Below are 13,738 nucleotides of genomic sequence, written 5' to 3'. Positions count from 1 at the left end.
CGTATATTGAACGCTATAATCGGACCATACGTTATAGTTGGCTGAGCAAGCATTTATTTGATACTTTGGATGAAGTACAAGATTATGCAACAAACTGGTTGTGGCATTACAACCATGAAAGACCACACCAAGCAAACAAAGGAAGGCCACCTCTAATGGCTGCTTAACCTCTACTTTTAACTTCGGTTATTTATGGGAGGATTACCACCCCTCATATACTGTAGATAAAGTAGGCATTCCAAATCGTAAGAATATTGCTAAAGCATTAGATACTTACAATGCGTATAGCCCTCAAGTTAAAAAAAACTTACATAGCTATATCCAAACCTTGGGCTTACCTATGGATGCAAATGGTAAATACACGATTACAGACGAAGAGTCCTTAAAGAATTTTGTATATGCCATCTAAGAGCGTTTTTACACAACACAAGCATCTACAGAAAAGCGTTTAGCTCAGGCTTATGTTCCAGTTTAGTATATTTATTTTTCATAGCTTCCGAATTAACACTAAATTTCAGTGAGATAAAAAGTGTAAATTTTTAAGTATTTTTTATTGAATTTTTACAAAATACAATACATAATTCATTAAGTTTTTGAAATATATATATTAATTATAATTTGGTATGTATATACTTTTTAAGGCCATCATCTAAAGCAGAAAATAAATAAAAACCCTTTGTTTTGGCAAAGGGTTTTTTATTGCCTGTGTGAAAAGTAGGATAGATCAATTGAGGAAAACGATAAAAACTTCAATGGAGATAGAATATTTAAATCTGTATTTCCGATTATTTTTATAAAAAAGTACTGTTTTACCGATTTACCTGAGTTTTGTATTCTAGCTTCACAAGATAAGCAATCCCCACAACGCACTGAGGAATACAAAATGAGTTTAATCAATACCCAAGTGAAAGCCTTTAACGCTACTGCTTACCAGAATGGTCAATTCATTGAAGTGTCTGAGCAGGACATGATCGGTAAATGGTCGGTGGTATTTTTCTATCCTGCAGACTTTACCTTTGTCTGTCCAACCGAATTAGGCGATCTGGCTGATCATTATGCTGAATTCCAGAAAATGGGCGTTGAAATTTATGGCGTATCCACTGATACCCACTTCACCCATAAAGCCTGGCACGATACTTCAGACGTGATTGGTAAAATCCAGTATCCGCTGATTGGCGATCCAACCTGGACTCTGGCAAAAAACTTTGAAGTGTTAATTGAGGCTGAAGGTCTGGCTGACCGTGGTACTTTCGTGATTGATCCGGAAGGTACCATCCAGATTGTTGAAATTAACGCTGGCGGTATTGGCCGTGATGCCCAGGAACTGCTACGTAAAGTCAAAGCAGCGCAATATGTCCATGCACACCCAGGTGAAGTTTGCCCGGCAAAATGGAAAGAAGGTGAAGCAACGCTTGCACCGTCAATCGACCTGGTCGGTAAAATCTAATCCAGTTGCATTTATCTTCTGATGAAAATCCAGAACTCCGGTTCTGGATTTTTTTTGTCTGTTGAAAGAGAAACCAAGCAGAATCCGGATACGCCTGGATGATTCTATTCTTGCAATGCAGTATGCCAGATTTGCGCTAGCTGGCCGCACCGCAAAGGCTTAACATGAAACGATCAATTCTCCTTGCAGGCGCAGGACAGTATGAAAAAAATAATTGGTTTATATCGAAATAAAAACATGCACTGGGTCGGTGATGGTTTTCTGGTACAGAACCTGTTTGCTTATGACCGTTTAGGTCAGGCCATCAGCCCGTTTTTATGCTCGACTATGCTGCGCCTTATCCGTTTGAGGCGACGAAAGCGCAGCGTGGTGTGGGTTCACATCCGCATCGTGGCTTTGAAACTGTGACTCTGGCCTATCAGGGTGCCGTCACCCATCAAGATTCGGCCGGTGGCGGGGGCACTATTCAGACTGGTGATGTGCAATGGATGACAGCCGGTGCCGGCGTGGTGCATGAAGAGTTTCATTCTGCCGATTTTGCCGAAGCCGGTGGACTGTTTGAAATGGTCCAGCTCTGGGTCAATTTGCCAGCCAAAGACAAAATGACCACGCCGCGTTATCAGGCTATTGCCGCTGCCGATATTCCCCGAATTGAACTGGACGATGCCGCCGGGCACCTCCGGGTGATTGCCGGGAACTATTTAGGTCACACCGGGCCGGCACAGACCTTTAGTCCGGTCAATGTCTGGGATGGTAGCTTGCATAAAGATGCGCAAACCTTTGTGCATGTCCCGGTGACTCACAATGTCCTGCTGGTGGTGCTAAAAGGTGAGCTGCTGGTGAATGGCACTCAACAGGTGCAGGACAGTTCTATCGTGATGTTTGCCCGCGATGCCGAGCCGACCATTCAGTTGCAGGCGCAGCAGGAAACACAGTTTTTAATTCTGACCGGTGAGCCATTAAATGAGCCAATTCAAGGCCATGGTCCTTTTGTGATGAACAGCAAACAGGAAATTATTCAGGCCTTTGATGACTTTCATTCTGGTAAGTTTGGCCAAATTCCGCTGCAAAGCTAAGCATTCAGCGATCCTGCTGCGAAAAGAAAAAAGCCTCTGATAAAAATCAGAGGCTTTCTTGTTATTGCGCTGTTAAGTTTCTTGTTTTATCTCATTTGTATCATTATCTGTAATGATTTTATGTGATGTGGTTGTCATTCTTGTGTGGGGCGTATACTAGCGGAAAGCACGCGCTTTGTAAAACAACTATTCTAAAACTGGTTAATTTATATCTATTGTTTTTAAATGATTTTTAAAAATTAATAAATAAATTTCAGGTATTTCTTATATTTACACGGGGCTTGAAAATACGTTAAAAAATGTAACAGAAGTGGCATTTTAGAACTTTATTACACTTTGTAAAAAGGGTGAATCTGGTAGTTTTTAATAGCTCATTTTGGCAAGGCATGGTTCATAATTTCGGTCAATGTTTTCATTAACGGATAAGACGTTTTGGATATTGCAGTCATCGGTAGTGGCATGGCTGGGCTAGCTACCGCAAGAATTCTTAAAGATGCAGGGCATAACATTACAATTTTTGAAGCTCTGCCTAGACGTGGAATGGACAGCCACAGTACTGAGTTTGAAGGCGGTTTAATTGACGCACCGCTGCGGGTCATGAATCCGCATTTGTGGAAAAACACGCTCAGTTTAGCCACTTATCTGGGTATTCCGACCTTCCCGGTACGGACCTATATGGCCTGTAGCTGGTTGTTTGAGGACCGGACCGAAACCTGGTTAACCACCTCGCGTACGCGTATCGGGAATTTCCCGATTATCAATAACCGTAAAGGCTTGCAGCAATACGGCTGGCGTCTGGTTAAAGGCATGTTGCAGTTAAAAACGGCAATTGCCAAATTCTTCCGGTCGAAGAATCAGGACATTACCCTGGCCGAGTTCATCAACCAGAATGAAATTGAAGAAGTGTTCTGGCATGGCGCGGTAATGCCGGTGTTGTACACCATCTGTACCTGTAACCCGAAAACCATTGGCGAATGGCCAGCGAAGCCGCTGTTGACCTTCTTGCGTCAATTGACCGATGGTGATGCGCTGTTGCGTATTCAGGGTGGCACTCCGGCGCTGGTGAATAAGCTGATTGAAGGTATTCATATCAAGAGTGGTTCACCCATCACCCATATTAGCCAGCAAGATGATCAGGTCTATGTCAAAAATGCCGAAGGCGAAACTGCGGCATTTGACCGTGTGGTGGTGGCCACCCCAACCACCAATATCGAGAACTTCCTCGATCGTGAACAGTTTGCCGAAGATATTGCCTTGTTAAAGCAGTTCAAGTTTGAACAGGGCGAACTGGTGATTCATACCGATAGCACAGTGATGCCGCCAAAACGCAAAGACTGGTCGGTACTGAGCTATATGATGGACCGCAAGTTTACCCGTCAGCAATTTACTGTCTGGCTAAACTCGATTGAGCCATCGCTGGTCGGTAAAACGCCGGTGTTCCAGACCTGGCGTCCGGTCACGCCTATTGATCCGAAGAAAGTCATTTCTTCTGTCACCCTGACCCGTGCGGTGGTGGATTCAAAAACTGTGGCACTGAACAAAGAATTGCAACAGCGTCATAAAGTCGCTGATCGCAAGGTGTTCTTCTGTGGTTCATGGTCATGTGACGGCTTGCCAATTTTAGAATCAGCCGTGACTTCAGCCATGCATATTGCAGAAATTTTTGGTGCACCGTTGCCGTTTGTGGGCTTAAAACCTAAAGTAGAGGTTGCTCCCCAACTCGGCTATTAATCTATGCGCTGGCTTCAGGCAATTTTTCGACAGGCTCCTTCCCATAAATATGCAATCAATGCAGCGCTTTTGGGAGATCCTGCCGAGTTGCCCTGGAGCAATCTGGGCTACTGGCACTCATCTGCACAGGACTATCCGGCGGCGTGCCAGCAGCTGGCCGATCATTTGGCCGAAGCCGTTCAGTTGCAATCCACAGATCGGCTGCTCGATTTAGGCTGTGGACAGGGCGCCAGCCTGTTGCACTGGCAACAGCATTATCAACTCTCAAATATTACCGCCGTTGAACTGCAAACGACCTGTGTCGAGCAGATTCAAGCGCGCTGGCCAGAGCTGCCCATCTATGCGCAGTCTTTTTTAAATTTAAAAAATCTCATACCTCTGGCGCCATTTGATGTGGTGCTGTGTATTGATGCGGCCTATCATCATGCTTTGAATTCATTTCTGGATGCCGTGCAACCGGTTTTAAATTCAAAAGGCCGTCTGGGTTTTCACACCCTGATATTGTCACCGCAGTTTTTAAATTCAAATACTGTGCAGCAGCACGCTTATCGCGCTTTATTAAAGGCGGCGGATGTGTCGTTGCCGGAACTGAAAACCGCAGTACAACTGGAGCAGTGTTTGCAGGAACGCGGTTTTACCCAGATTCAGATTGAAGATTTATCTGCACCAGTGTTAAACAGATTTGCCGAATATATCCAGCAGCTGCACTGGCCGCAGCACAGTTCAGGTCTGGACCGGATCAAGATTGCCATGACCGCAAAGCTGTGCCGACGTTTATATAAAGATGGCTGGGTGAGATATGTGCAAGTGACCGCACACACGCAATAAAGCAGAAAAAATAGCGCCATAAAAACAACAAAGGCCCACTAAAATAGCGAGCCTAAGAAAATGGTGCCGGCACACGGATTCGAACTGTGGACCTACTGATTACAAGTCAGTTGCTCTACCAACTGAGCTATGCCGGCATTGTGGAGTTGCATTTTACAGATTTTTAATTCGGGCGCAAGCGAAAAAATAAGCAATTAAAAGTAGGCGACAGGCGCTGTTTTATTTTTATCCAGCTCTTGTTTTCGCGCTTAAACATCGTGGAAGAGGCAAGTTTCTGCTCAAGACAACAATAGCTCACGTTCAGGGCGAGCTATTGTTTTGAATTTAAAATAAAGGGGGGGTTAAGTGCCGCAGAGGCGTGCTACTTGCTCCTTAAAATACGGTCTAAATCTTGTGCACATTCTTCAAGGGTAAAAGCCATATCGAGTTGCATTTGTGGTTTGAGTTCGTTGGCGAGAGATCTCCACTGCTCAATAAGTTTAAGGGCTTTTTGAATTTTATGTCGATTGAGGTCTTTGGCGATGGTGGGGGTATAACCACCACGTTTGGCATTTTTAATTTGTTTGACATAATTTGCGCTGTTATTCATGCTCGCTCCCGAATAGCAGTTTTTTGACTGATTGGCTTTAAACATCTTTTTTGGCACGATTAAATGAAGAATATTTTTTAAGTTAATAGTTTTAAACAGTTGTTTATTTTGCCTATTGTTCTCCTTGTTCTGTTTAGGTCTGTGTTTAACATAGCACAATGCTTGCTGCTGTAAAGCTTGCGAATTCTATGCCACTTTTTATTGTTGTAGCATGAGATGATGACTTTTTGTTGACATCTGTGGTTTAAAAACAGGTTGGAACTGTGGCAGGCTGTAACTTTCACATATATGCGGGCAGGATGGCATAACCCGAAGATCATGCTTAACAACCCAAAAGATGAACGGGGAGTCAGAAAAATTGATGCTATTTTCAGCAAAGCCTGAGATGGTGCTGGAAAAATAAGCGCTACAAGTCAATGAATTTATCAATATAGTTTTGAATTTGATAGAAAAAGTCTATCTCAGGTTTCCTGTTTTATCTGTGTTAAAAACTTGACCATCCATTTAAATTTTAGGGAAGCAGATGCGATAGAGGCTCTGCTTTTTCAACTATAAATTTAAATTCAAAAGCTGATGAATTTAAAACTTAGCGGATGTATTCAGGCTCAAGTTTTTAAATTCAAAAAAATAAAAGTACTGTTGTTATTTTAAAATCTAATCCAGAAACAATCAGATAATTTCACTGTCTGGAACTGAATAATTTTGAAAAAGCAGAAAAGTCGAAGCATAAAAAAAAGACCCAAATTTTACAATTTGAGTCTTTTTAAACATTCTGGCGGTGAGAGAGGGATTCGAACCCTCGATACGCGTCAACGTATACACACTTTCCAGGCGTGCTCCTTCAGCCACTCGGACACCTCACCATAGGCCGTGGATAATACCCAAAAAAAGTCACTCTGCCAAGCTGAAACAATTGATTTGCGGAAAAACTTTTGGGCTGGTGCTATTATGCGCAAAAATACGGTCTATCCATGAAGACATTCTATGCAAAGTACTGCAAAAAAAGCCGCCCTGCCTGTGATTACCCTCGCGGCACTGGGCGTAGTTTTTGGTGACATTGGAACGAGTCCACTCTATGCCTTGCGTCAATGTTTCCTGACCGCACATCTGGCCATTTCTGAAGGCAGTGTTCTGGGGATTTTATCGCTGATCTTCTGGTGCATGATGCTGACCATCAGCTTTAAATACGTCACCATCATCATGCGTGCAGACAACAACGGTGAAGGCGGGATTATGTCGCTGCTGGCCTTAAACCTGCGTACCACCCGTATTTCTGAACAGAAGAAAATCTACCTGATTGCACTGGGCTTTATTGGTGCATCGCTGTTTTTTGGTGATGGGATTATTACCCCGGCCATTTCGGTGCTGTCGGCGATTGAAGGGCTGAGTATTGCCACCCCGATGTTTAACCAGTGGCTGATTCCCTTATCTATCGGGATTCTGGCCGGACTGTTTCTGGTGCAGCGTCATGGTACCGGCATCATGGGCACCTTCTTTGGGCCGTTGACCCTGCTCTGGTTCCTGTCGATTGGCGGGGTGGGGCTGTGGAGTATTATCCAGACGCCGTATGTGCTGGCGATGATCAGCCCGCACTGGGCCATCAACTTTGTGCTGGAACAGCCTTATGTGGCCTTTTTAACCATGGGCGCAGTCATTTTGACCATGACCGGTGGTGAAGCGATTTATGCCGATATGGGGCATTTTGGCCGCTTGCCAATCCGGATGGCCTGGTTTGTGATTGTGCTGCCATGTCTGTTATTGAATTACGCCGGACAGGGCGCCTTGTTGCTGCGTGATCCGGACGCGATTACCAATCCTTTCTATCTGCTGGTGCCGGACTGGGGTCTGTATCCGATGATTGCGCTGGCCACGGCTGCGGCGGTGATTGCCTCACAGGCGGTAATTACCGGTGTATTTTCGATGGTCAATCAGGCTATTCAGCTGCGTTATTTGCCGCGTTTATCGGTCAAGCATACCTCAGAAGTGGAACAGGGCCAGATTTATTTGCCGTTCATTAACTGGGTACTGTTTGTATCGGTGGTGATTCTGATTCTGCTGTTTGAAAACAGTGCCAATCTGGCCAGTGCCTATGGCGTAGCGGTGACCATGACCATGCTCTGCGGCACCATTTTAATTTCCATTCTGGCCTATGGTTTCTGGCGCTGGCCGGTGTGGAAAGTGCTGCTGTTTGCACTGCCTTTTTTAATTCTGGATCTGATTTTTGTCGGTTCAACCTCACTGAAAATTGTCGCCGGTGGCTGGGTACCAATTTTAATTGGTGCCATTGTATTTACCCTCCTGATGACCTGGAAAGATGGCCGCGCCTTGCTGATTCATCATCTGGAAAAAGATGCCTTGCCGATTGAGCTGTTTATTAAAAGTATCAGCATGGGCAATGACACCAAATTTGTGCCGGGCGAAGCGGTATTCTTGACTGGTACGCCGAATATCGTGCCACATGCGATGCTGCATAACATCAAGCACAACAAGGTGCTGCATGAGCGCAATATTATGGTGACGGTGGTGACGCGCGATATTCCGTATGTGCCGCAAGAAGAGCGGGTGCAGATTGAACGGCTAGATGAACGTTTTTACCGGATTTTTATCTATTACGGTTTTAAAGATCAGCCGAATATTCCGCGCGCGTTAAAGCAGGCCTATGATGAATTGGGCTTTGAATTCGACATGATGCAAATGAGCTTCTTTATTTCACGTGAACGCATTATCAGCACAGTCGGCGAAGGCATGGCACCGTGGCGGGAAAAGCTGTTTATTTCGATGCAGCGCAATACCAGTCCGGTCAGTGACTTCTACCAGATTCCGACCAACCGGGTTGTGGAGCTGGGCAGTCAAATCCAGATCTGATGCAACGGCGTGGTCTCAACGCAACTGCAATAAAAAAACCAGAGCATAGCTCTGGTTTTTTTGGAGGATAAAAGCCTAAAACAGGTCTTTAATTGGCTTCATTCAGGCTTGGGGCTTCAGGTAAGGCTTGAACAGGCGCTTGCATTTGCTCGGCGCCAGCTTCAGGTGCGGCCTGAATAGCAGGGTCTGCCATTGGTGCTGCTTCTGGTGCAGCGGCTAAGGCTTCCTGGGTAACATCGGTTTCGGCTTCTATACCATTCACCGGCGCTTCAGCTGAGGAGTCCATCATGGGCGCTGCATTCTGGGCGGCTTCCGCTGCTGGTGCAGTCAACTCTGCTGCGGGTGGTTCAGTAATAGGCTGCGCGCCCTGTGCCAGCGGATCGGTTGACTGGCCGGCCGGTACCGGTTGTGAGGTCAGCGCTGATGCATCGGGTGCAACCGCTTGTACCGGGGCATCATGGCCTGGCGCCTGGGCGGGTGCATCTGCCGGAATCACATCCAGCTGCGGATTGGTCGGCATCGGCTGAACCACTTGCGGATTGGCTTCAGAGACAATGCGCACCTGACCGCTGGCCACGATATCCTGCAATGAACCCGGCTGACCATTGACCGTGGTCACCACTTTGGCTTTCGATAAGCTTTCCAGGGTATCACCCGGTTGAATGGGAGGTTCGGCAAAGGCAGTTGCACTCATTAAACCGGTAATCAGGCCGGCACCCAGTAATTTGGAATACATAGATTCCTCCATCAAATTTTTATCACACGATTTTTTCGTGAACTACCTTGGCATATAACCTTGGCCTGACGCAACGCATCACACTGAAAGCCATCCAGACTTATCATAAACTGCGTTAAAACTCTGACAGACTGTTACACAGTCACCGCCTGTACAGCGGTTTATTGTCTAATTGTTAAGCGAACAACAGCCAGAACATATACAAGCTGCAGACCCCTTGTTAAGCTCGGCCAATATGTGATTCTTATAGTTTTTAGCAGTGTAATGGCCAGAAAAAAGCGCAGTACAAGTCAGCCTCTCTTTCCCTTTTTTCATCAAGGAAGTTTAAAAGTTGTTTTAGGTGTGGTGGCCGCTGGCAGTTTCGCGATTGCCTTTGGACAGGAAAAAATCAGCCAGTGGATGTCCTTGACACCAAGCACTTCGAATAGTGCCTGTCTGGAACAATTTTACCGTGATGTGCCGCCGTATTTAATTAAAGACAGCCTGCGCAAAGACAGTTATCCGCTGTGCTTTAATGGTTTTAATGTGATGTATTCCGGCGTGTCCAAAACTCCGCTGTGGGTGGCAGAAAGTCTGACCCCGGCGCGTTTAAGCCAGAAAATTCCCCGTGAAGACAGTTTCCATGAAGAAGAGCGGGTGAAAGAGCAGCACCGCGCGACCTTGGCGGATTATCGTGGTTCAGGTTATGACCGCGGACATATGGCCCCAAATGCGGATATGTCCAATAAAGCGGCGCAATACGACAGTTTCTCGCTGGCCAATATGGTGCCGCAAGCGCCGAAGAATAATCAGCAGGTCTGGCGTGAACTGGAAGAAGCCACCCGTGCGCTGGTGACCAAGCATAAACAGGATGTGTATGTCATTACCGGGCCGACTTTTAGTGGCAAAAAACTGAAAGCGATTGGTAATGGGGTGATTGTTCCAACCTCGGTGTATAAAGCCATTTACTTACCTAAAACCGGCGCAATTGGCGCCTACTATGCACCGAATGACAATTCCCTGCAGGTCAAGGTGGTCAGCGTCTGTTATTTAGAAGAACAGTTGGGCATTAACCTGTTTCCGCAGCTGACCGAAGAGCAAAAACGCAATACCTATAAATTGCCGCTGACCGCCAACGCGGTAAAAGCCAATAAACCACTGGAATATTCGCATTGGGATGCAGAAAGCCAGTGTGCTGAAGATGTTGCCCCGGAGCAGCTACAGGCCTTACAGCGTCAGTTTAAATCGGGAGGTAGCACGGCCACTGCCAGTGGTACAACCTTGGATGCCGATACCCAGGATGCCATCATTAAGCAGTTGATTGAGGCCTTGTTGCACTATATCTTACAGTTAATGAATAAAAGCTGATCAGCGCATATAAACGGCAGGATGGCAATTGATCCTGCCACAACAACAAGCATTACGGCCGAGGTGGGTATGTTTAAACCGTTTCAACATGGGACAGAATCTCATGCCATTCATGATCTGACTGTCGAGAATGATCTGGACTGCGTGAATGTCTATGGCAATTTACAGCTCACCAAGGACCAGGCGGGTCTGGCTGCGGCTAAAGCCTTGCAGGCACTGCTGAATGAGGTGGTTGCGGCTCTGGAAAAAGAGCCAAATCTGCCTGAAAAAGTCCAGCGTACCGAAGTACGGGAAATCGAAAATCCTTTTCTTTGACATTCTTCCTGTCTTAGAGGACAGGGTTTTTACGCTCTAACTAATAAACTGTTCATTTAAAATATAAAAAAGCCCACCGAAGTGAGCTTGTAGGACGTGCAGCAAGATTAGTCCTTCTTGCCAACCACTTTATAAATCACCGCGCCAATTACCGCACCAATCATTGGTGCAACCCAGAATAACCAGAGCTGGCTTAAGGCTGCAGTTTCTGCAAAGAACGCTACACCGGTACTACGGGCCGGGTTGACTGAGGTGTTGGTGACCGGAATACTGATTAAGTGAATCAGGGTTAAGGCCAGACCAATTGCAATTGGCGCAAAACCGGCCGGCGCACGCTGATCGGTAGCGCCTAAAATAATAATCAGGAAAAAGGCGGTTCAGACAATTTCAATGATCAGTGCTGAAACGAGTGAATATTGCCCCGGGGATAATTCACCAAAACCATTGCTGGCAAAACCACCGGTGCCGCTAAAACCGGCCTGACCCTGGACAATCAGGTATAAAATCCAGGCCGCGACGACAGCACCCAATACCTGGGCAACGATATACGGGAGCAGTTCTTTGGCTTCAAAACGGCCGCCGGCCCATAAGCCCAGACTCACGGCCGGGTTAAAGTGACCGCCTGAAATATGCCCCAAGGCATAGGCTGCGGTTAAAACGGTTAAACCAAAGGCAATCGATACGCCGACAAAGCCAATGCCCAGTTCAGGGAAGGCTGCAGCCAGCACGGCACTACCACAGCCGCCGAATACCAGTCAAAAGGTCCCCAGAAATTCTGCACAATATTTATTCATTTTCATGTCTCCAGAATTTTATTTATGTGATGAAAATTATAAAGTGTGAAATATATCACACTATTTTTGTAAAATACTCTTTTTTTATGTGCTTCAAATTAAACTAAAAAGATGAAAGATTGGTTAAGTTGTTCTGACGCCATTGCTGTGGAGTGTGCTGGGTCCACTGCTTAAAGGCACGCTGAAAGGCACTCTGTTCCGAATAGCCGAGCAGCAGGGCAATTTCCTGCAGGCTTAAATGTGGATCTTTTAAATATTGTTCGGCCAGTAAGCAGCGTACTTCCTGAATCCGTTGTTGATAGGTGGTGCCTTGCTGCTGTAAATGCCGTTGTAACTGCCGTACTGACAAATTCAGCTGCTGGGCAATATGTTCAATCTGGTACATATTGCGTTGTAAACCGGTCAGAATCGCCTGCTGTAAACGGTGGTCAATCTGGGTGGAATTTGGCAGTTTTTCCAGCAGAGCCTTGGCCTGTTGGAGCAATAAATGCTGTAAGGTCTGATCCCCCTGATAAAAGGGTTTGGACAGCTCCTGCAACGGCATTAGCACCTGGGTTTTTTCCTGGGAAAAACGTACCTTGCAATGAAAATACTGCTCATACAGTGCCACATGTCGTGGCGCCGGATTCTGGAAATGCACCTCATGCAGGCAAATATCCTGAAATTCCATAAAATGTTTCAGGAATTCCACCATCAGCGCAATGGCAATTTCATTGGTCAGTTGCGTGGTCATGGTCGGCGGCAGATCAGCCCAGCGAATGGAGAGATAATTGCCTTGCACTTCCACCTGTAACGGACTGCCGTCATACACCAGCCGGTGAAAGTCATGATAGCGTTGCAACGCTTCGCCCAGATTGTCACAGGACAGGGCAATATAGGCAATAATGCCCAGATGTTTGGGCTGCACCAGTGCGGCAATTTCCAGTCCCAACGCCGGACGCTGTAGCTGCTGTTCCAGTTCGGTCAGCAAGTCGCGCCAGAGAATATAATCAAAACGTTCCTGATGTTGAACCTGCTGTAATTTTTCTGGAACCGGCAGCTGTTGTGCTTGATAAAAGTCGTACAACAACTGGGCCAAGCCACCATAAATCGAGCCGGTATAATCCTTTATCCGTTGCATAGCTTGTCATTTTATTCTTGTCGTGATTTGTCAATCATATTCAATTTTTCCGTCAATATCTAGCCTGTGCCGACGCTTATAGTGAAGGAAAAGCACAGGAGGACTGGAGCATGTTAAAAGGATTTATTGCAGGTTTATTGGTGGCCAATGCCTTTGAATGGGTGGCACATAAATATGTATTACATGGTACCCATCGGCCGGGGCAGCCGCGTCACAGTCCGGTGCCACGCAGTATGCGTTCGCATTGGGAGCATCATCGTGAGGTGCGGAAAAATCAGTTTAATGATGAAAGCTATGTGATTGGCTGGTCGCACTGGCGCAATAAAAACGAGATTATTTCGCTGGCCGCCGCCGCGGGTGTATTTGGGCTGGTATTTTTCCCGATTTCCAAAGGCATGATGGCCGGCAGCATGTATAGTGCCCTGAATTATTACTATATTCACCGCCGTGCCCATTTGGAGCCAGAGTGGGCCAGAACAAAAATTCCCTGGCACTATGACCATCATATGAACAGCAATCAGGATGCCAACTGGTGTGTAACCAAGCCCTGGTTTGACTATATTCTGGGCACCCGGGTTATATCTTCACCGGATTTGCAGGAGCAGAATCCGCTCGGGATTGCCTTGCCACGGCCGCTGTCGGCGCTATTAAACCGCGGCGCGGAAAAATTCTTCCCGGCCAAATGGGTCGACCGGAATGAAAAGCCATCCCCAGATCTTGAGTCGCTACCTAAAGCCAGTTAATGAGAGGGTTAATAACTGCTAATTGAAATCTACTTATTTCTATATTATTATATACAGATGAGTAGATATGTTAGTATTGGCGTTGCAGCTAAAACACTGGGTGTTTCCATCCAAACCCTAAGAAGATGGGATGAGGAAGGCACTTTA

General features: G+C 46.2%; 12 protein-coding genes, 2 tRNA genes and 2 pseudogenes. 10 read left to right on the top strand and 6 right to left on the bottom strand.

Going from position 1 to position 13,738, the window contains the following annotated elements:
- The 5 genes and pseudogenes from FTU55_RS13900 to FTU55_RS13880 all read left to right on the top strand — a co-directional run.
- On the top strand, positions 1 to 167 hold a 167-nt coding region (locus tag FTU55_RS13900; protein ID WP_180047395.1), incomplete at its 5' end, for an integrase core domain-containing protein.
- 716 nt (positions 168 to 883) lie between these two features.
- Positions 884 to 1,447 carry an alkyl hydroperoxide reductase subunit C gene (ahpC, locus tag FTU55_RS13895; RefSeq protein WP_005180661.1) on the top strand — a complete coding sequence of 188 codons (564 nt, stop codon included), beginning with the start codon at positions 884 to 886 and terminating at the stop codon, positions 1,445 to 1,447.
- A 201-nt stretch (positions 1,448 to 1,648) separates the two neighbouring features.
- Positions 1,649 to 2,523: pseudogene (locus FTU55_RS13890) on the top strand (pirin family protein).
- Between the two features lie 432 nt (positions 2,524 to 2,955).
- The gene (locus FTU55_RS13885) at positions 2,956 to 4,254 is read left to right on the top strand and encodes an FAD-dependent oxidoreductase (protein ID WP_180047393.1); all 1,299 of its coding nucleotides are present in this window, start codon (positions 2,956 to 2,958) and stop codon (positions 4,252 to 4,254) included.
- Between the two features lie 3 nt (positions 4,255 to 4,257).
- Positions 4,258 to 5,082, top strand: coding sequence for a cyclopropane-fatty-acyl-phospholipid synthase family protein (locus FTU55_RS13880; protein ID WP_180047391.1), 825 nt, complete (start codon positions 4,258 to 4,260; stop codon positions 5,080 to 5,082).
- 61 nt (positions 5,083 to 5,143) lie between these two features.
- On the opposite strand, the gene FTU55_RS13875 is transcribed toward FTU55_RS13880, so the two are convergent.
- The 3 genes from FTU55_RS13875 to FTU55_RS13865 form a co-directional block, all read right to left on the bottom strand.
- Positions 5,144 to 5,219, bottom strand: a tRNA-Thr gene (locus FTU55_RS13875).
- Positions 5,220 to 5,443: 224 nt separating this feature from the next.
- Positions 5,444 to 5,671 (bottom strand): hypothetical protein, encoded by a 228-nt coding sequence (locus FTU55_RS13870; protein ID WP_005180651.1) that lies wholly within the window; start codon positions 5,669 to 5,671, stop codon positions 5,444 to 5,446.
- A gap of 773 nt (positions 5,672 to 6,444) precedes the next feature.
- Positions 6,445 to 6,534: transfer RNA gene (locus FTU55_RS13865), tRNA-Ser, on the bottom strand.
- Positions 6,535 to 6,655: 121 nt separating this feature from the next.
- Here FTU55_RS13865 and FTU55_RS13860 point away from each other — a divergent pair.
- On the top strand, positions 6,656 to 8,536 hold the full coding sequence (locus tag FTU55_RS13860; protein WP_104513218.1) for a potassium transporter Kup: 1,881 nt from the start codon (positions 6,656 to 6,658) through the stop codon (positions 8,534 to 8,536).
- An 88-nt stretch (positions 8,537 to 8,624) separates the two neighbouring features.
- Here FTU55_RS13860 and FTU55_RS13855 read toward each other — a convergent pair whose 3' ends face one another.
- Complete coding sequence (locus FTU55_RS13855) at positions 8,625 to 9,272, bottom strand: hypothetical protein (RefSeq protein ID WP_163141045.1); 648 nt, start codon at positions 9,270 to 9,272, stop codon at positions 8,625 to 8,627.
- A gap of 264 nt (positions 9,273 to 9,536) precedes the next feature.
- Between FTU55_RS13855 and FTU55_RS13850 the strand changes: the two genes are divergently transcribed.
- Both FTU55_RS13850 and FTU55_RS13845 read left to right on the top strand, forming a co-directional pair.
- Positions 9,537 to 10,619, top strand: coding sequence for a DNA/RNA non-specific endonuclease (locus tag FTU55_RS13850; protein WP_180047389.1), 1,083 nt, complete (start codon positions 9,537 to 9,539; stop codon positions 10,617 to 10,619).
- A gap of 69 nt (positions 10,620 to 10,688) precedes the next feature.
- The gene (locus FTU55_RS13845; RefSeq protein WP_005180612.1) at positions 10,689 to 10,934 is read left to right on the top strand and encodes a hypothetical protein; all 246 of its coding nucleotides are present in this window, start codon (positions 10,689 to 10,691) and stop codon (positions 10,932 to 10,934) included.
- 107 nt (positions 10,935 to 11,041) lie between these two features.
- On the opposite strand, the pseudogene aqpZ reads toward FTU55_RS13845, so the two are convergent.
- Together aqpZ and FTU55_RS13835 are read right to left on the bottom strand one after the other, a co-directional pair.
- Positions 11,042 to 11,689: pseudogene (aqpZ, locus tag FTU55_RS13840) on the bottom strand (aquaporin Z).
- A 142-nt stretch (positions 11,690 to 11,831) separates the two neighbouring features.
- Entirely contained in the window at positions 11,832 to 12,848 is a 1,017-nt protein-coding gene (locus tag FTU55_RS13835; protein ID WP_168408842.1) for an AraC family transcriptional regulator, read from the bottom strand.
- A 110-nt stretch (positions 12,849 to 12,958) separates the two neighbouring features.
- On the opposite strand from FTU55_RS13835, the gene FTU55_RS13830 reads away from it, so the two are divergent.
- Both FTU55_RS13830 and FTU55_RS13825 read left to right on the top strand, forming a co-directional pair.
- A complete protein-coding gene (locus FTU55_RS13830) occupies positions 12,959 to 13,591 on the top strand; it encodes a hypothetical protein (protein WP_104472616.1) in 633 nt (210 codons plus the stop codon).
- Positions 13,592 to 13,648: 57 nt separating this feature from the next.
- Positions 13,649 to 13,738 (top strand): MerR family DNA-binding transcriptional regulator (locus tag FTU55_RS13825; protein WP_180046995.1); only part of this gene is annotated, 90 nt, incomplete at its 3' end.

The sequence above is a fragment of the Acinetobacter sp. YH12117 genome (genome assembly GCF_013418865.1).
Classification (GTDB): Bacteria; Pseudomonadota; Gammaproteobacteria; order Pseudomonadales; family Moraxellaceae; genus Acinetobacter; species Acinetobacter indicus.
Note: the sequence above shows the minus strand (reverse complement) of the source record. Positions and strands in the feature narration are given on the sequence as shown.

Excerpts from the sequence above, each read along its gene's own strand:
- FTU55_RS13860 (WP_104513218.1), top strand. The coding sequence starts at position 6,656 with ATGCAAAGTACTGCAAAAAAAGCCGCCCTGCCTGTGATTACCCTCGCG.
- FTU55_RS13830 (WP_104472616.1), top strand. The coding sequence starts at position 12,959 with ATGTTAAAAGGATTTATTGCAGGTTTATTGGTGGCCAATGCCTTTGAA.
- FTU55_RS13880 (WP_180047391.1), top strand. The coding sequence starts at position 4,258 with ATGCGCTGGCTTCAGGCAATTTTTCGACAGGCTCCTTCCCATAAATAT.
- FTU55_RS13855 (WP_163141045.1), bottom strand. The coding sequence starts at position 9,272 with ATGTATTCCAAATTACTGGGTGCCGGCCTGATTACCGGTTTAATGAGT.
- FTU55_RS13870 (WP_005180651.1), bottom strand. The coding sequence starts at position 5,671 with ATGAATAACAGCGCAAATTATGTCAAACAAATTAAAAATGCCAAACGT.
- FTU55_RS13850 (WP_180047389.1), top strand. The coding sequence starts at position 9,537 with ATGGCCAGAAAAAAGCGCAGTACAAGTCAGCCTCTCTTTCCCTTTTTT.
- ahpC (WP_005180661.1), top strand. The coding sequence starts at position 884 with ATGAGTTTAATCAATACCCAAGTGAAAGCCTTTAACGCTACTGCTTAC.
- FTU55_RS13845 (WP_005180612.1), top strand. The coding sequence starts at position 10,689 with ATGTTTAAACCGTTTCAACATGGGACAGAATCTCATGCCATTCATGAT.
- FTU55_RS13835 (WP_168408842.1), bottom strand. The coding sequence starts at position 12,848 with ATGCAACGGATAAAGGATTATACCGGCTCGATTTATGGTGGCTTGGCC.